The sequence below is a fragment of the Streptomyces sp. NPDC059443 genome, assembly GCF_042750105.1.
Lineage (GTDB): Bacteria > Actinomycetota > Actinomycetes > Streptomycetales > Streptomycetaceae > Streptomyces.
In genome coordinates, this window is the sequence record NZ_JBHYVM010000004.1 from 140335 (window position 1) to 156644 (window position 16310).

The 16310-nt window shown below is 72.6% G+C and carries 11 protein-coding genes and 1 pseudogene; 1 reads left to right on the forward strand and 11 read right to left on the reverse strand.

Features of this window, described 5'->3' with window-relative positions:
- Nucleotides 1–122 precede the first annotated feature (122 nt).
- The 9 genes and pseudogenes from ACFXDJ_RS05220 to ACFXDJ_RS05260 form a co-directional block, all read right to left on the reverse strand.
- Nucleotides 123–275 (reverse strand): annotated as a pseudogene (locus ACFXDJ_RS05220) (LysR family transcriptional regulator); the annotation flags it as partial.
- Nucleotides 276–441: 166 nt separating this feature from the next.
- The gene (locus ACFXDJ_RS05225; protein ID WP_384657375.1) at nucleotides 442–1335 is read right to left on the reverse strand and encodes an aminoglycoside phosphotransferase family protein; all 894 of its coding nucleotides are present in this window, start codon (nucleotides 1333–1335) and stop codon (nucleotides 442–444) included.
- Between the two features lie 117 nt (nucleotides 1336–1452).
- On the reverse strand, nucleotides 1453–4653 hold the full coding sequence (locus ACFXDJ_RS05230) for a TIM-barrel domain-containing protein (protein ID WP_384847845.1): 3201 nt from the start codon (nucleotides 4651–4653) through the stop codon (nucleotides 1453–1455).
- Nucleotides 4654–4784: 131 nt separating this feature from the next.
- Entirely contained in the window at nucleotides 4785–6278 is a 1494-nt protein-coding gene (locus ACFXDJ_RS05235) for a hypothetical protein (protein WP_384657380.1), read from the reverse strand.
- Between the two features lie 55 nt (nucleotides 6279–6333).
- Nucleotides 6334–7551 carry a cytochrome P450 gene (locus tag ACFXDJ_RS05240; protein ID WP_384657383.1) on the reverse strand — a complete coding sequence of 406 codons (1218 nt, stop codon included), beginning with the start codon at nucleotides 7549–7551 and terminating at the stop codon, nucleotides 6334–6336.
- A gap of 155 nt (nucleotides 7552–7706) precedes the next feature.
- Complete coding sequence (locus ACFXDJ_RS05245; RefSeq protein WP_384657385.1) at nucleotides 7707–8318, reverse strand: TetR/AcrR family transcriptional regulator; 612 nt, start codon at nucleotides 8316–8318, stop codon at nucleotides 7707–7709.
- 82 nt (nucleotides 8319–8400) lie between these two features.
- The gene (locus ACFXDJ_RS05250) at nucleotides 8401–8655 is read right to left on the reverse strand and encodes a hypothetical protein (protein WP_384657387.1); all 255 of its coding nucleotides are present in this window, start codon (nucleotides 8653–8655) and stop codon (nucleotides 8401–8403) included.
- A gap of 164 nt (nucleotides 8656–8819) precedes the next feature.
- Nucleotides 8820–9497: a response regulator gene (locus tag ACFXDJ_RS05255; RefSeq protein WP_384657390.1), complete on the reverse strand. Its 678-nt coding sequence runs from the start codon at nucleotides 9495–9497 to the stop codon at nucleotides 8820–8822.
- Nucleotides 9494–10813, reverse strand: coding sequence for a sensor histidine kinase (locus ACFXDJ_RS05260; protein ID WP_384657392.1), 1320 nt, complete (start codon nucleotides 10811–10813; stop codon nucleotides 9494–9496). Before ACFXDJ_RS05260 ends, ACFXDJ_RS05255 begins: the two co-directional genes overlap by 4 nt.
- A gap of 252 nt (nucleotides 10814–11065) precedes the next feature.
- Between ACFXDJ_RS05260 and ACFXDJ_RS05265 the strand changes: the two genes are divergently transcribed.
- The gene (locus ACFXDJ_RS05265; RefSeq protein WP_384847848.1) at nucleotides 11066–13261 is read left to right on the forward strand and encodes an MMPL family transporter; all 2196 of its coding nucleotides are present in this window, start codon (nucleotides 11066–11068) and stop codon (nucleotides 13259–13261) included.
- A 75-nt stretch (nucleotides 13262–13336) separates the two neighbouring features.
- Here the strand turns inward: ACFXDJ_RS05265 and ACFXDJ_RS05270 are convergent, their stop codons facing one another.
- The gene (locus tag ACFXDJ_RS05270) at nucleotides 13337–15142 is read right to left on the reverse strand and encodes an ABC transporter permease/substrate binding protein (protein WP_384660201.1); all 1806 of its coding nucleotides are present in this window, start codon (nucleotides 15140–15142) and stop codon (nucleotides 13337–13339) included.
- Nucleotides 15142–16215 (reverse strand): glycine betaine/L-proline ABC transporter ATP-binding protein, encoded by a 1074-nt coding sequence (locus ACFXDJ_RS05275; RefSeq protein WP_384660204.1) that lies wholly within the window; start codon nucleotides 16213–16215, stop codon nucleotides 15142–15144. The genes ACFXDJ_RS05270 and ACFXDJ_RS05275 overlap by 1 nt, the downstream gene beginning before the upstream one ends.
- Nucleotides 16216–16310 lie beyond the last annotated feature (95 nt).

Here is a 16310-nt window from a genome sequence, read left to right on the forward strand (position 1 = left end):
CGGCGCGGGGGGCGGGGCGGGGGGGGGGGGGGGGGCCCCCCCCCCCGCGGGGGGGGGGGGGGGCGGGGGGGGGCGGCCCCCCCCCCCCCCGGCCGGGGGGGGGGGGCCCCCCCCCCGCGCGGGTGACGCTCCAGGAGCACGGCGCCGGTCTCCTTCTCCAGGCGGCGGATGTGCTGGCTGACGGCGGACTGGGTGCGGCCGAGGTCGCGGGCGACGGCGCTGAGGCTGCCCGACCGGCAGACGGCGACGAAGACGCGGAGATCGTCGAGGGTCACGACCCCCAAGGTAGAGCTTGGAGGTCGGGAGGAGAACGGAGGATTGACTTGGACTTCGGGCTGCCCGACGATCAACTCACGGCCCAGGGCGGCAACCCGTCCCCGCCTTCGCGAGGGTGGGAACGGGTGCCGACCCGCCGACGCCGATTCCGGCGCCTGAGACGGCCTAGCGGTCGGTGAGGGTTTCGCCGATGACGTGGCGGGCGGTCGCCGCCATGGTGGGGTTCGTGTTCCGGTAGTAGTCCAGCTCCATGAGCGCGATCGACAGGGCCCAGCCGCGGGCGCGCGTCCACATCCCGTCGTCGGCGGCCAGGGCGGCGCGGAAGACGGGCCTGGCGACGGCCGGGAGGACGTACCAGGCCGAGATCAGGTCGACGGCGGGGTCGCCGAGGCCCGCGCAGCCGAAGTCGATGACGGCGGCCAGCCGTCCGTCGGCGAGGAGCATGTTCCCGGGCTGGAGATCGGCGTGGATCCACACCGGCGGGCCGGGCCACGCCGGGGCCCGCAGGGCCGTGTCCCATACGGCGGTCACCGCGGCGGCGTCCACCTCGCCGGCCGCGTCGAGGCCGGCGATCGCGGCGCGGACGTCGGCGTCCCGCGCCGCCAGGGTTTCACTGCGGTAGGAGGGCGGACCGTCGGTGGGGTCGGCCCGGCGCAGGGAGAGCACGAACTCCGCCAAGTCGGCCGCCAGCAGCTCGGGTTCGTCGATCCGCCCGGCCACGGGAACACCGCCCGAGAGCCAGCGGAAGACGGACCAGGGCCAGGGGTACCCCTCGCCCGGGCGGCCCTCGGTGAGCGGTTCGGGCACGGCCACCGCGAGCGCCGGGGCGAGCCGCCGCAGCCATACGCGTTCCGCGGCCACGTCCCGGGCGGCCCCGGCCGTACGGGGAAGGCGGACCACCATGTCCTCGCCCAGCCGGTACATGGCGTTCTGCGTCCCGGCGGAGTCCACGCGCTCGACGGGGAGCCGTGCCCACCGGGGGAACTGGGCCGCGATCAGCCGGCGCACGAGTTCCGTGTCGATGTCCGGTTCACCGTCGTGCATCTTCCCTGCGGGCATGAACACCTTCCTGAAGGTCCGGGGTTGCGGCCTCCAACGTATCTCGACCGAACGGCCGAGCCCGGCCCGGTGGGGATGCCGGGCCGGGCTCGGGAACGGCTCACGATCGGCGCCGGCTCAGGGTGTGAAGGTCCAGCGCTGGGCCGCGGTGGTGGCGCAGGCGACCCGGGTCAGCTTGGTGCCGTTGGCGGTGGCGGAGCCGGCCGGGGTCAGGCATTGGCCGCCGTTGCGCAGACTGCCGTCGGGGCCGGTCTGCCAGGTCTGGCCGGAGCCGCCGTTGCAGGTCTGGACGGCCACGGCCGAGGCGGTGGCGGCGTCCAGGCAGACTCCGTTCAGGCCGGTCAGGCGGCCGTCGCTCTGCAGGGTCCAGCGCTGGTTGGGACCTCCGTGGCAGCTGTAGAGGGTGGGCTGGGTGCCCGGGGTGGTGGCGCTGCCCGGGAGGTCGAGGCAGGTGGCCGAGGCTCCGTTGACCAGGGTGGCGTCGGCCGGCAGCGGGGTGGAGCGGCCGGTGAGGGTGATCTCGGCGGCGCTGGTCCATGGGCCTCGGTTGCCGGCCTCGGTCAGGGATTTCAGCCGGAGGTAGCGGCCCGTCTTCGCCGACAGGGACACGGACTTGAGGGCCGAGGTGTCGGCGAAGGCACCGGTGGCCACCGGGGAGCCCCAGTCGGTGGTGGTGTCCGAGACGTACACCTCGTAGCCGCCGATCCGGCCGTTGACCCCGCCGTCCTGGCGGGGCAGGTAGCCGAGGCCGTCCACGGTGTAGCGGGCGCCGAGGTCGATCTGGATCTCGTGCGGCAGCGGGGCCGCGGTCCCGCCGGACCAGGCGGTGTGCCAGATGGTCGCGGGGTTGCCGTCGAAGGCGTTGCGGGCGGCGCCGTTCTCGGCGCTGGTCTCCTGGCTGTCGGCGGAGACCAGGGTCCAGGCCGACTGCGGGATGGGGCTGGAGGTGACCGGGATGGGGTCGGCGGCCGGGATGGAGGTGCCGGTGGCCGAGACGCTGAACGCGCCCGCCTTCGTGCCCGTCTTGGTCCACAGGATGCCGCCGCGGTCCGCGGCGTCGAAGAACCAGCCGGTGGTCGCGGCGTCGTACGCGGCCTTCGTGGTGAGCCGGGTGAGCGCGGCGCCGTCGACGGTGACCGCGCCGGGGGCGGTGGCCACGTGGAGGGTGAACTCGTAGCCGCGGGATGCCGGCTTGCCGGTGTAACTTCCGTTCGGGGCGCCCACGTTGACGGTGACCGCGCCGGATCCGGTGGTGGGGGCCGTGACGTCCACCTGCTGGCGGGCGAACGCGCCCGACTGGTAGGCGCGGGTCGCGCCGTCGTCCTCGTAGAGACTGAAGGAGGAGTTCCCGCGCGGGTGGATGTCGTAGGTGAGGGTGGAGACGGGCTTCTCCCCCGTGTAGTTCATCTGCGGCCACATCGGGACGATGGCGCCGCCCTTGACGAACAGGGGCAGGGTGTCGAGGGGGGCCTGGTAGCCGTTGAGCCAGCCCGGTCCGGCGTACGTCTTGCCCGTCCAGTAGTCCGTCCACGTGCCGGCGGGGAGGTAGATGCCGTCCCGGACGGAGGTGTCGGAGACCACCGGCGCGACCAGGAAGGAGTCACCGGCCATGAACTGACCACTGGTCAGGTTACCGCGCGCCACCGGGTCTTCGGGGTATTCGAGGACCATGGCGCGGGTGCTCGGGACGCCGGTCTCGTTCGCGGTCCGGCTCATCGTGTACAGGTACGGCATCAGCCGCATCTTCAGCTGGAGGTACTTGCGGTTGATGGAGAGGTACGGTTCCGCGAACCGCCAGGGCTGCTTGTCCTGGTATCCGGCGGACGGGTTGGTCGCGCCCCAGCCGGACATGGTCATGAAGGCCGGAGTGAAGGCCTTCCACTGCAAGTCGCGGGCGTACGTCTTGGGACTGCCGGCGAAGATCCCGTCCACGTCTCCGGAGGCGTAGTTGATGCCGGAGAGACCGGCCCCGGCGATGGCGGGGACGTGCCAGCGCATGTCGTCCCAGGTGCCGTTGGTGTCACCGGTCCAGACGACGGCGTTGCGCTGGGTGCCGGCCCAGCCGTCGACGGTCCAGACGTAGCGGCGGGCGTCGGAGTTCTTTTCGATCCCGTCGACGGCCGCCTTCACTCCGTTGAAAGCGGTCTGATAACCGCCGCCGATCCAGGCGACGTCGGTCTTGACCCCCCGCGAACCGGCCACTCCCACCTCGTCGTTGATGGAGCCGAGACCGGTGGAGGTCCACAGGCCGGTCTGGAACCCCTTCGCCTTCAGGGCGTCGACCGTGGACTTCAGGGGCGCGGTGTAGCCGCACCCGTAGCCGTCGTTGGGCAGGAACCAGCCCGAGGGCATGTCCGCGGCGCGGGCGTCGGTGGCGTAGCCGACCACGTCCGGGGTGGTCTGGTGGCGGAGGCGGTTGTGGTCGCCCTGGTAGGTCGGGTTGGAGGCGTTGAAGCAGTCCGCGTTGCCCAGCTCGAAGCCCCACTGCGGGGCCAGGAAAGGCTTGCCGCTGACGTCCGTATAGGCGGCGAGGACGGTCTTGAGGGAATCGCCGGTGAAGTACCAGGCGTCGAAGCGCTTCTCGTCGTGGGTGAGGGTGGTGGGGGCGTTGAACCCGTACGAGCCCGGGGCCCAGGTGTTGCGCATCACGCCGTAGCCGTTGGTCGACATGTAGAAGGGCGCCGGGCTGGCGTTGTTGTTCTCGCGCCACTTGTTGTCGACGGCGACGGGCACGGTCTTGCCGCGCAGCGCCCATTCGCCGAGCCGCAGGCCGGTTCCGTAGAACTGCTCGTCGGCGCCGCGCGCGAGGTACTGGGTGGTCTGGCTGCTGGTCCAGGAGGTGGGCTGTGATTCCTGCCAGACGAGGGTGGTGTTGTCGGCCCGGTAGACGGAGAACTGCAGCGGGCTCTTGTTGACCCGGATGGACAGGGAGCCGGTGGTGATCCGGTAGTACGTGCCCGCGTCGGTCCAACTCGTGGTCACGGAGCCGAAGTCGGTGGTGGGAGCCAGGTCGGTGCCGGCCGGATCGTTGGTGAAGGCGCCGTCAGGTGAGAGCCAGAGCCGGAAGATGTCGGCCCGGGCCACGACCACGCGGGCCTTGGCGCCGCTGGAGGTGGTGGCGGTGAAGGTGCTCCCGGACTGCGTGAAGCCGGTGACGTTGCCCGCCGTGGCGGGGGCCGGGGCCGTGGCGGCCGCCGAGGCCGGGGCGGCGATCGGTCCGGCGGCGGCCAGCCCCGCCACGGCGAGGGCGGCGGCGAGCAGTGCGGCCGCTGGGGCGCGCCGCCTCCGTGGGCTCCTGCGGATGCTGATGAGTCTCATGGGGCGGCTCCTCGTGCGGTCCGGATCGCGGACACACCTTTTGGCATGCACCGGGCAACATAGCGCTCCAGACGCCGAAGATGAAGGAAGATGCTCGAAGTGGCTTGTCAGCGAGCATCTTTGAACATGAATCAGCAGGCGTTGCTGACGAACGCGTTGACCAACTCCTCCATCAGGGCAGGATCCAGCGCCGGATTGGCCGCGGCGTGACAGGCCAGCTCCCCGTCCTCCAGCAGCTCTACGATCCGTGCCGCGGGCAGGTTCGGATGCCGGGCCAGGGCGCCGCGGACCTCCGGATCGGGGTCGCGCGTGAGGCGGTCGGCGAGATCCGGAGCCAGTTCGGGATCCCGGGCCGCGAGCGCCCGTACGGCCGGATCCTCGTGGTCGGCGTACGCGGCCAGGCCTACGGTCGGGAAGTGCGGGCGGGTGAGCAGTTCGGTGCGGTAGCGGCCCGTGTACTCCAGGAAGCTGCGCAGCAGGAACCCGGCGGGCGCGTCGGGGTGGTTCTGCGCGAGGGTGATCCGTACGCCGAGGTCCGGGTCGGCGATGAGCAGGTCGAGGAGGTCCGGCGGCAGGAGCTGATCGCCAGCCGCGTCGCGGCGCAGCAGGGGGTGGGCGGAGAGCGCGTCACGCCGGACGGCGGCCGGGTCGCGCGGCGGGTACGGCTGGTAGCACGGCCCGAAGTCCCCGCCTTCCGGCACCTCGTAGTCGATCCGGGCGCGTTCGGACTCGGTCAGCGCCGGGTGCGTGGACAGGGCGAGGCGGACCTCCGGGTCGGGGTCGACGGCGAGTGCCCGGCGCTCGGCGGGAGCGAGGTCGGGGCGACAGGCGATGCGATCGCGGACCTTGGGGTCCGGGTCTGCGGCCAGCAGGACCACGACGTCGGGCGGCAGGCTCGGGTTGTACGCGAGCATCACCCGCTCCTCCTTGCCCACCGGGGTGGTGAGCACGGAGTCGACGACCGCGCGGGACACGGGTCTGTTCATCAGCAGGTGGGTGCGTGTGTGGCCCGAGTGCTCCGGAAGCTCGCGCTCGTTCCACTGCGGGTCTTCGTACCGGGCGGATTGCTCGGCGGACGCGCGTACGTCCGGGTCCGGATCGGCGAGCAACGCGGCCCGCACCTCCGCCGACAGGTCCTGCCACGAACCCACGCCCCAGAGGCGCACCTTCGCGTCCGGGTGGGTGGGCATGGCGCGGCGCAGCCCGGCGGAGATCTGACGGTAGAGGCCCCACACCAGTTCCCCGTCATAGGTGTTGATCATGTGGACGACCGTCGGGTCCGGCAACGGCCGGGACAGCGCCACCCAGCGGGACGCCGGCCCGTCAGCCAGATGCCCTTTGACGATGAAGTCGGGGTCGTCCACCAGCCGGGCCCGCTGTGCAGGATCGGCGTGCGGGCTGGAAGCGAACACCGCACGCGCCCGCCGGTCGGGGTGGGTGAGCAGCTTGTCCACCACCGTCACCGGCAGGTCCCGGTCACCGCACAGCGCCATCCGCGCCACGGCCGGGCCTTCGGCTAGCAGCCGGAGCAGGAGGCTCACCGGAGCCGCCGGATTCACCGCCAGGCCCGCGAGCCGCCGCTCCGCCGGACCCGCCTCGTTCCAGATCTTCTCGCGTATCCACATCCGACCGACACTAGTGCCAGGTCAGGCCCGTCCGAAGGGACGGGCCCCAGGTCGTCTAGTCGAAGCGCACCGGCAGGTACTTGACTCCGTTGATGAAGTCCGAGCGCAGTCGGCGGACCTCGCCCGCCAGGCCGAAGTCGGGGTGGCGGCGGAGCAGTTCCCGGATCAGGGCCTTGATCTGGGTTCGGGCGAGGCCCGCTCCGAGGCAGAAGTGGGGTCCGCCGCCGCCGAAGGTGACGTGGTCGTTCGGGGTGCGGCGGATGTCGAAGACGAAGGGGTCGGGGAAGACCTCCTCGTCGCGGTTGGCGGAGGTGTAGTACGTGACCACCTTCTGTCCCGCCGCGATGGGCTGCCCGCGCAGCGAGGTGTCGCGGGTCGCGGTGCGCCGGAAGTTGTGGATCGAGCCGCCCCAGCGCAGGAACTCCTCCGTGGCCGAGGTCCACAGGAAGTCGTCCTGCGGGGCGGCGGCCAGTTCGGCGCGGGCCACCGGGTGGTCGATCAGGGCCAGCAGGGTGGCGGAGAGCAGATTGCGGGTGGTCTCGTTGCCCGCGACGCACAGCAGCACGAAGAACATGTTGATCTCGTCCTGCGTGAGCCGGTCCCCGTCCACCTCGGCGTGGACCAGGGTCGAGAGGATGTCCTCGCGGGGGCGGGCCCGGCGTTCGGCGGCCAGCGCGTCGCAGTATGCGTAGATCTCGGCGGCCGCGAGGTCGCTGTCGTGCTTGCCCGCCGAGAGCTCCGGATCCTGGCCGCCGGCCATGCGGTTGCTCCAGTCGAAGATCAGCCGCTCGTCGCCCTCCGGCACGCCGACCATCTCGCAGATCGTCTGGATCGGCAGCCAGGCGGCGACCTCGGCGACGAAGTCCATGTCCCGGCCCGGGGTGACCGCCCGCTCCACCAGCGACACCGCGCGCTCCTGGATCCGGGCCGCGAGCCTTCGTACCACCCGGGGCGTGAAACCGGCGCTGACCAGGGAGCGGTACCGGGAGTGGCGCGGGGCGTCCATGCCCAGCAGCACCAGCCGCAGGGTCTCCAGGGACTCGGGGCTCTGGTCTCGGATCATGAACGAGCCGAGTTCGGTGGACCAGAGCTCGGGATCACGGCTGACGGCCTTGACGTCGGCGTGGCGGGTGACGGCGTAGAAGCCGTCGTGGCGGCCGGGCACTTCGTGCCAGTGGACGGGGTCCTCGCGGCGCAGCCGGGTGAACTGCGCGTGCGGGACCTCGCGGGCCCAGGTGTCCTCTAGGAGGTCTATTTCGCCGGTGGGTGACATGGAGGAGGTTCCCTTCGTCCGAGCAGTGGGAGTGTTCTGGGACGTACGGGGCGTGCGGGCGTGCGGGATCTACGGGGCCTACGGGGCTTGCGGGACGTACAGGGGAGTACGGGGCGTGCGCGCGGGGATGCCCGGGCCTTCGCGGGACGGCCGCGTCAGCCGAGGCCGAGGAGGGCGCCGAGGGCTTCGACGACGAGGGTGTCGGGGATGCCCTTCGGATCGAGCCGGTGCTGCATGGCCAGTCCGAGGAGGATGCCGAGCACCAGGGCGCCGGTCTCCCCGGGCGCTCTGGTGAGCGGGGTACCGGTCGCCTCGGCCCAGTCGGCGAGCCCTTCGCCGAGCCGGGCACGGACCTCGGTGTAGCGCTGCGCGAGCGGGCCGCCGATGAGGGGGCCCCGGGCGGCGTGCAGCCACAGCTCCGTCTCCAGCAGGAGCCAGGAGTCGCCGCGGTCGGGGTGCGGGCGGGTGAGGCTCCCCCACATCGCGGAGAAGTGCACGGCGGGGTCGGCGGGGTCGCCCGCCGCGATCTCGGCGGCCAGTTCCTCGGCGGTGCGCTCCTTCCACACCTCCAGCAGCGCGAGGAGCAGGCCCTCCTTGCCGCCGAAGTGGCTGTAGAGCGCGCCCGTGGTACGACCGGCCGCGTCGGCGACGGCCTCGGCGGAGACGGCGTGGAACCCCTTGCGGGCGAAGAGCTCGGCGGCCGCGTCGATCAGGCGCGAGCGGGTCTCCTGCTTACGGTCTGCCTGCGGTGTGCGGTCGGGTGTCACCGGGCCTCCGGCCCTCCGGGAACTTATATCGGGCTCCCGATATAAGTTCCTCCCCCTCCGACGGACTGTCAATCACCGTGCGTCAAGCGCGCACCCGTCCCAGGTCCCCGTGCGGGGCCGCGGCCCCGCCGGCCGGCGCCACCGCCAGGACCGGCGCCGCCGGTGACGTGTGCCGATGGCCGCAGGGGTCGAACACCAGGACCACCGGCTGTCCCGGTCGCTGGCGCCAGGAGATGCGTTCCGTGGCGCTGTCGCACACCGGACAGCACGGCAGCGGGCTGTGCTCCGGAAGGCACTCGGGGGCGGCCGCGAGCGGCGTGGAGTGCGGATCGCGCATGGAGGCTCCCTGGTCGTGCGGTTGGGCTGCCTCGCACTGTGCCATGGACGGGCCCCTGTCCGCACCGGTGAAATTTCCGGCATATTGCCTGGTCAGGGATGTGCGACCGGGCTCCCCCGGGCCTCCACCGGGCCTTCTCCCCTTCTTCCGCCGCGACTTGACGCTCAGCCGGGCCCGTTCCCGACCGCCACCAGGCCCGATTCATAGGCCGAGATGACCGCCTGCGCCCTGTCCCGTACGCCCAGCTTGGCGAAGATGCCGGTGATGTGGTTCTTGACCGTGGAGACGCTGATGTCCAGGTCTGCGGCGATCTCGGCGTTGTCGCGGCCGGTGGCCAGCAGGTGCCAGATCTCCCGCTCCCGGGGGGTCAGTTCGGCCGGGACGGCGGCGCCCGCCGGCGCCGGGCGGGTCGGCCGCGCGGGGCCCCGTACGAAGGTGGAGATCAGCCGCGTCAGCAGGCGCGGAGCGACGGCGGCGTCGCCGGTGTGGACGGTTCGGATCGCGGCGATCAGCTCCTCCGGGGAGACGTCCTTCGGGAGGAACCCGTAGGCCCCGGCGCGCAGGGCCGCGACCACGTACTCGTCCATGTCGAAGGTGCTCAGGGCCAGGACCCGGCACTGCGGTACCAGCCGGGAGAGTTCCGCGGTGGCCTCGACCCCGTCGCGCACCGGCATCCGGATGTCCATGACCACCACGTCGGGGTTCAGCCGGCCCGCCAGGGCCACGGCCTCGGCGCCGTCAGCGGCCTCCCCGACGACCTCGAACTCCGGGTCGGGCCCCAGGATCAGGGCCAGGCCCCGTCGGACGAGCGGCTGGTCGTCGGCGATGAGCACGCGGATCATCCGTGTCGCACCTCTTCCTGTCCCCCGGGCACGCCGACAACCGGATCCGAGGGCACCGGAAGGCGCGCCGCGACCCGGAAGCCACCCCCGCGCAGGGCGGCGGCCTCCAGGGTGCCGCCCTGGAGGGCGGCCCGTTCACGCATACCGATCAGACCGTACCCGGAGCGCGGCGCCGACCGCGAAGGCTCCGGCAGGCCCCCGCCCTCGCCGCCGGAGCCGGCCCCGTCGTCGGTGACCTCCACCGTCACCTCGTGCGCGCCGTAGGTGAGCCGCACGTCGGCCCGGGCCCGCCCGGCGTGCTTGCGGACGTTGGTCAGGGCCTCCTGCACGATCCGGAACACCGTCAGTCCGAGCGCGGGCGGCAGCGGGCGGACCGCCCCGGCCACGGTGAACGCGGTCTGCGTTCCGGCCAGCCGGGCCTCGGCGACGACCCGGTCCAGGTCCGCGGTCCCGGGCTGCGGGGCCGCCGGCCCCCGCTCCGGTTCGGGCTCCTCCCCGGTCCGCAGCACGTCGAGCAACTGCCGCATCTCGCGCAGCGCGATGCGCCCGGAGCCCTCCAGGGTGACCAGGGCCTCGCGGGCCGCCTCGGGGTCGTGCACGAGGTTGGCCCGCGCTCCGCCGGCCATCAGCTGCATGGCGGTGACGTGGTGGGCCACGATGTCGTGCAGCTCGCGGGCGATGCGGCGGCGTTCCTCGGCCACGGCCCGTTCGGCGAGCAGTGTGCGGTTGGCGTCGACCTCCTGCTGCCAGCGCTGCATGGCGATGCCGGCGCCCCCGGCGAGGACGGCCGCGACCGTGTTGCTGAGCAGCCCCCATCCGGTCTGGTCCCAGTCCCCGCTCCGCCCGACGAGCGCCAGCGGTACGGTCCCCAGCGCGGCGAGCGCGGTGACCCCCGGGCCCCGGAACCTGCCCACCGAATAGAGGGCGATGGCGAGTCCCCCGGTGAAGTGCGGGCCCAGCGGGGTGCTCAGGTTCACGGCGCCGTCGAGGCACACCACGGCGGCCAGCACTGCCACGGGATGGCGCCGCCGCAGGAGCAGGCAGAACGAGACGAGGACCACGAAGGCGACGGCGGAGACCTCCAGGGGCCGGCCGCTGTCGGCGGTCCCGAGCGAGTAGCCGAACAGGTCCACGGCGGCGGCCCCGATGGCCACCAGGGCGTCATTGCGGGTCCAGCCGAAGGCTCCCGCCCAGTCGAAGGCGCGGGTCCAGCCGAAGGCTCCCGCCCAGTCGAAGGCGCGGATCCGGCCGAAGGCTCCGGTCGGGGCCGGGGCCGGCAGGGCCGCCGGGCCGTCTCCTCGGTCGACTGCACCCATCGTGGCCGGTCCTCCCTCGGGTCGGAGCTTCGTACGAGGCTTCGTACGGGGTCAAGTCTCCCATCGGGCGCGCCCCTGGCCGCGGGCCCTGGGTCGGAGCCCCGACCAGGACCCAAGTCCTGGTCGGGGGCCTGGCCGGGCCCCTGGCCCGGGTGGCGGATCATCCCCGGTCCCGACGTCGCGGCGCGCGGCCGGTGATGGGCTGGAGAGCAGCCGGGGACCCCCGGTGCCACCCCCGTTACGGAGGCCCCCTTGATCCGCGCCCTGACCGGCTTCGCCACCCGGAGTCCATGGAAGGTCATCGCCCTCTGGGTGGTGTTGGGCCTGGCCCTGAGCGTCCTCGGCCAGGCCCTCGTCTTCCGTGTCACCCAGGCCGACACGGGCGGGTTCCTGCCCGCCTCCTACGATTCGGCGGCCGCGCTGAAGGTCGCGCGGGAGCACTTCGGGGTCGACCCCGACGCCAATCCGCTGACCGTGCTGGTGGCCCGCGCCGACGGGCTGCCGCTGACCGCCGAGGACGAGCGGCGGATCGACGCCGACGCCGCGGAGCTGGCCCGGAGGCGCGTGGCCATGCCCAGGACGAAGGACACGATGCCCTTCACCCGGGACCGCTCCCAGATCCCCGCCGTCTCCCCGGCCATGACGGCTCCCGACCGGACCTTCCGGCTGCTGTCGGTGAAGCTGGACGGAAATCCCACGGACCCCGGGATGCAGGACCTCTACCGGGCCTTCCGGGACCAGACCCGGGCCGAGTTCGAGCGGTCCGGGATGCGGACCGGGTTCACCGGCGGGCTGGCCGACAGCGTGGACACCGTCGACGGCTCGAAGACCCGGTCGATGATCGTGGGCCTCGCCATGGTCGCGGTGATCGTCCTGCTGCACGTGCTGGTGTTCCGCAGCTTCCTGGCCGCGCTGCTGCCGCTGCTCGCGGTCACCGTCATCGGCGGGGCGGCGGCCGGAGTGGTGATCGCCGGAGCGCAGCTCACCGGTATCGCACTCGATCCGTCCACACCACAGTTGATCAGCGTGGTGCTGGTGGGCATCGGGATCGACTACTTCCTCTTCCTGCTGTTCCGCTTCCGCGAGCAGCTGCGCACGCATCCGGGGCAGTCCGGCAGGGCCGCGGCGGCGGAGGTCGCGGGCCGGGTGGGTACGGCCATCACCTCCGCGGCGCTGACCATCGTCGCCGCGTTCTCCACCCTCGGGGTGGCCGCGTTCGGCCAGTTCCGGGTGCTCGGCCCGGCGATCGCCCTGTCCGTCCTGGTGATGCTGTTCGGCAGTCTGACCCTGATGCCGGCCATCCTCGCCGTCAGCGGGCGCAGGATGTTCTGGCCCTCGCGCGGCCTGGACCGCGGCCCCCGCGAGGGGTCGGCCGCTCGGATCGGTGACCGGATCGCCCGGCGGCCGCTGACCCTGGTGCTCGCCTCGGTGGCCCTGCTCGGGGCCCTGTCCGCGGGGCTGCTGGGGATGCGCACGGACTACGGGCAGAGCGGCGGCGGTACGGGAACGGCCGCGGCGGCCACGGCCGCGGAGATCTCCCGGGCGCTGCCGGCCGGGGCTTCGGACCCGACCAGCGTGTTCGTCACGGCCTCCGACGGGGGCACCCTGACCGCCGGGCGGCTCGGCGGGCTCGCCCGGGCGCTGGGCGCGGTTCCCGGGGTGGGCCAGGTGGCCCCGGCGGTACTGAGCGAGGACCGCCGGGCGGCCCGGATCGACCTGTTCCCGACCGTCGGTCCGCACACCCAGGCCGCCCGCGACCTGGTCTCCGGGCCGATCCGCGCAGCGGTGGCCGCCAACCGGCCGGCCGGAACCCGGGCGCACGTCGGGGGCACCGCGGCGGTCTTCGCGGATGTGGCGGTGGCCGTGGACAAGGACCTGAGGGTGGTCTTCCCGGTGGCGGCGGCGCTGATCGCGCTGATCCTGCTCGTGCTGCTGCGCAGCCTGCTCGCTCCGCTGGTGCTGATGGTGGCGGTCGGGCTGGGGTTCACCGCCACGCTGGGTGCCTCGACGCTGCTGTTCCAGCACGTGCTGGACCGGCCGGGCGTGGACTTCTCGCTGCCGCTGGTGCTGTTCCTGTTCGTGGTCGCGCTGGGCACCGACTACAACATCCTGATCACGGACCGGATCAGGGAGGAGATGGAGCGGCCCGGTCCGGCCCGCGGGGCCGTGGCCCGCGCGGTCCGGCACACGGCTCCCGCCGTCGCCACGGCGGGCCTGGTGCTGGCGGTGTCCTTCGGGAGCCTGGCCGCCGGGGAGGGTTCGGCCACGCGGCAGATCGGCTTCGCGACGGGGCTCGGGATCATGCTGTCGGCGTTCGTGCTGTCGATCGTGCTGGTGCCGGCCCTGGCCGCGCTCCTGGGCCGGTCCCTGTGGTGGCCGGTGCGGACCCGGCCGGCCGCCGGGCGGTCCGTGCCGGAGCGGGAGCCCGAGCGGGTGACCGCCGGCTGAGGTACTCCCCCGGCCGTGCGGGAGCCGGTGCGCGAAGGCCCGTAGGAGATCCTTCGCGCACCGGCCCCCTCGCACTCAAGCCAGCTTGGCCACCTCGGGGTGGTCGGTCAGCCAGGCGCGGACGGCCTGCTGCTCCTTGCCCTTGCCGGCTTCCTGGATCTTGGCCTCCAGGCCGGTCAGCTGGGCCTCGGTCAGCTTGAACGAGCGCAGCCACTCGGCGATCTGGGGCTCGTCGGCGGCGAAGCCCTTGCGGGCGATGTTGTGGATGCCGTCGCCCTTGCCCCAGACGCCCTTGGGGTCCGCGAGCTTCGTCAGGCCGTACGTGGAGTACGCCCAGTGCGGGGACCAGAGCACGACCGCGACGGGCTCCTTCTTCTCGTAGGCGCGCCCCAGCTCGGCGAGCATGCCCGGGGTCGATCCGTCGACGACCTTGTACTCGCCGTCGAGGCCGTACTCCGGCAGGACCTTGTCCTTGAGGATGCCCATCGCGCCCGCGCTGGGCTCGATGCCGATGATCCGGCCGTTGAACTGGCCGCCCTTGCCCTTGAGGTCGTCGAGGGTCTTCACGTCCTTCATGTAGGACGGGACGGCCAGCTCGATGGAGGTGGGTCCGTACCAGGAGCCGAGGTCGTCGAGTTTGTTCCCGTACTTCTTCCAGTACTCGGCCTGCGTCACGGGCAGCCAGGAGTCGGTCTGGAAGTCGATCTGGCCGCCCGCGAGCCCGGTGAACAGCGCTCCGAGCTCCAGCTGGCGGGCCTCGACCTGGAAGCCGCGGCGCTCCAGGAGCTCCTTCCACAGGAAGGTGGAGGCGATGCCCTCGTCCCACGGGATGTAGCCGATGCTGACCTTGCGGCCCTTGCCGATGTTCTCCACGCCCGACCCCCCGGAGGCGCTGAGCGAGGACTTCCCGGAGTCCCCGAAGACGCCGAGGCCCCCCGCGACCAGGGACAGCACCACGGCCGAGGCGACGGCGAAGACGGGCTGCGGGCGGTGGCTCCACACCTTGGCGGTGCCGGTGGCGGCGGACCGCGCCTTGGCGAGGGCGCGGCGGCCGAGCGGGGACACCTGGCGGCCGAGCGCACCGGTCATCCGGTCCAGGTACATGGCGAGGATGACGATGGAGATGCCCGCCTCGAAGCCGAGGCCGATGTCCACGCTGCCGATGGCCCGGTAGACGGCGCCGCCGAGCCCGCCCCCGCCGACCATGCCGGCGATGACGACCATGGACAGGCCGAGCATGATGACCTGGTTGATGCCCGCCAGGATGGTGGGCAGGGCCAGCGGGAGCTGGACCCGTACGAGGGTGTCGCGCGGGGTGGTGCCGAACGCGTCGGCGGCTTCGACGAGTTCGGCGTCTACCTGCCGGATGCCGAGCTCGGTCATCCGCACGCCCGGGGCCAGCGAGAAGATGATGGTGGCGATGATGCCGGGCACCACGCCCACCCCGAAGAAGATGATGCCGGGGATGAGGTAGACCATGGCCGGCATGGTCTGCATGAAGTCCAGGACGGGCTTCAGGACGGCGCTGACCCGGTCGGAGCGCGAGGCCCAGATGCCCAGCGGGATCGCGAAGAGCAGCGTGACGAAGGTGGCGACCAGGACCAGCGCGAGCGTGGACATGGCCTCGGGCCACAGGCCGACGGAGTCGACGAGCGCGAAGCCCACGAAGGCGAGCAGCGCGGCGAGCAGTCCGCGCAGCCACCACGCCCCGACGGCGAGGATGCCGGCCAGGAGCAGCGGGGCGGGCGCTGACAGGACGGCTTCGATGCCGTCGTAGAGCCCGGTGACGACCGTGCTGATCGCGTCGAACAGCCAGGACAAGTGGCTCTGGAGGAAGTCGACGGAGCTGTCGACCCAGGCGCCGAGGTTGATGCGGGGCATCAGGCGGCCGCCTCTTCGCAGTGCAGCGCGGCGCGGCGCTCGTCGCCGATGAAGGCGACCAGGCGGCCCTGCGGGACGGTGCCGACGACGGCGCCGTCCGCGCCGGTGACGGCGACGGCGTGCGGCACGCGGGCGCTGACGGCGCACAGGTCGGCGAGCGGGGTGCCGGCGGTGACGGTCGGGCAGCCGCAATGCGCGCGTCCCGCGGCGGGGTCCGTCATGACGGCCTCGGCCGTCAGCACGCGCGAGCGGTCCACGTCCTGGATGAAGGAGGCTACGTAGTCGTCGGCGGGGCGGACGAGGATGTCCTCGGCCGTGCCCTGCTGGACGATGCGTCCGTCGCGCATGACGGCGATGGAATCGCCCAGCCGCATGGCCTCGTTGAGGTCGTGGGTGATGAACACGATGGTTTTGCCGAGGCGTTGCTGGAGCTCCAGCAGCTGGTCCTGCATGTCGCGGCGGATCAGCGGGTCGAGTGCGCTGAACGATTCGTCCATCAGCAGCAGTTCGGCGTCGGTGGCCAGCGCGCGGGCCAGGCCCACGCGCTGCTGCATGCCGCCGGAGAGCTCGTCGGGCCAGGACTTCTCCCAGCCGCCGAGCCCGCACAGGGCCAGCGCTTCGGCCGCCCGTCGTTCGCGCTCGGCCCGGGGGACACCCTGGACCTCCAGGCCGTAGCCGGCGTTCTCCAGGACACTGCGGTGCGGGAACAGCGCGAAGTGCTGGAAGACCATGCTGATCTTGGTGGACCGGACCCGGCGCAGTTCGCTCGCGGACAGCGCGGTGAGGTCTTCGCCGTCGAAGAGGATGCGTCCCGCGGAGGGCTCCAGCAGTCCGTTGAGCATGCGGAGCAGTGTGGACTTGCCCGATCCCGACAGACCCATGACGACGAAGATCTGGCCGGGCTCGACGCGGAACGAGGCGTCGATCACCGCGGCGGTGGTTCCCTCGGCGCGCAGCGCTTCGCGGTCGGTGGCGCCGCTTTCGAGTGCGCGGACCGCCTTGGCGACGGCCGCTCCGTTGTCGGGTCCTTGGCCGAACACCTTGAACACGTGCTCGGCTATGAGCGTGGACACATACACCTCACGGGTAGTACCGGGAACGGCCCACCGGCGTACGTGCGGCCGGCGGGCCGTGGAGCGGGACGGGATCCACCCGTCGCCCGCGCCCC

Excerpts from the sequence above, each read along its gene's own strand:
- ACFXDJ_RS05225 (WP_384657375.1), bottom strand. The coding sequence starts at position 1,335 with ATGCCCGCAGGGAAGATGCACGACGGTGAACCGGACATCGACACGGAA.
- ACFXDJ_RS05230 (WP_384847845.1), bottom strand. The coding sequence starts at position 4,653 with ATGAGACTCATCAGCATCCGCAGGAGCCCACGGAGGCGGCGCGCCCCA.
- ACFXDJ_RS05235 (WP_384657380.1), bottom strand. The coding sequence starts at position 6,278 with ATGTGGATACGCGAGAAGATCTGGAACGAGGCGGGTCCGGCGGAGCGG.
- ACFXDJ_RS05240 (WP_384657383.1), bottom strand. The coding sequence starts at position 7,551 with ATGTCACCCACCGGCGAAATAGACCTCCTAGAGGACACCTGGGCCCGC.
- ACFXDJ_RS05250 (WP_384657387.1), bottom strand. The coding sequence starts at position 8,655 with ATGCGCGATCCGCACTCCACGCCGCTCGCGGCCGCCCCCGAGTGCCTT.
- ACFXDJ_RS05255 (WP_384657390.1), bottom strand. The coding sequence starts at position 9,497 with ATGATCCGCGTGCTCATCGCCGACGACCAGCCGCTCGTCCGACGGGGC.
- ACFXDJ_RS05260 (WP_384657392.1), bottom strand. The coding sequence starts at position 10,813 with ATGGGTGCAGTCGACCGAGGAGACGGCCCGGCGGCCCTGCCGGCCCCG.
- ACFXDJ_RS05270 (WP_384660201.1), bottom strand. The coding sequence starts at position 15,142 with ATGCCCCGCATCAACCTCGGCGCCTGGGTCGACAGCTCCGTCGACTTC.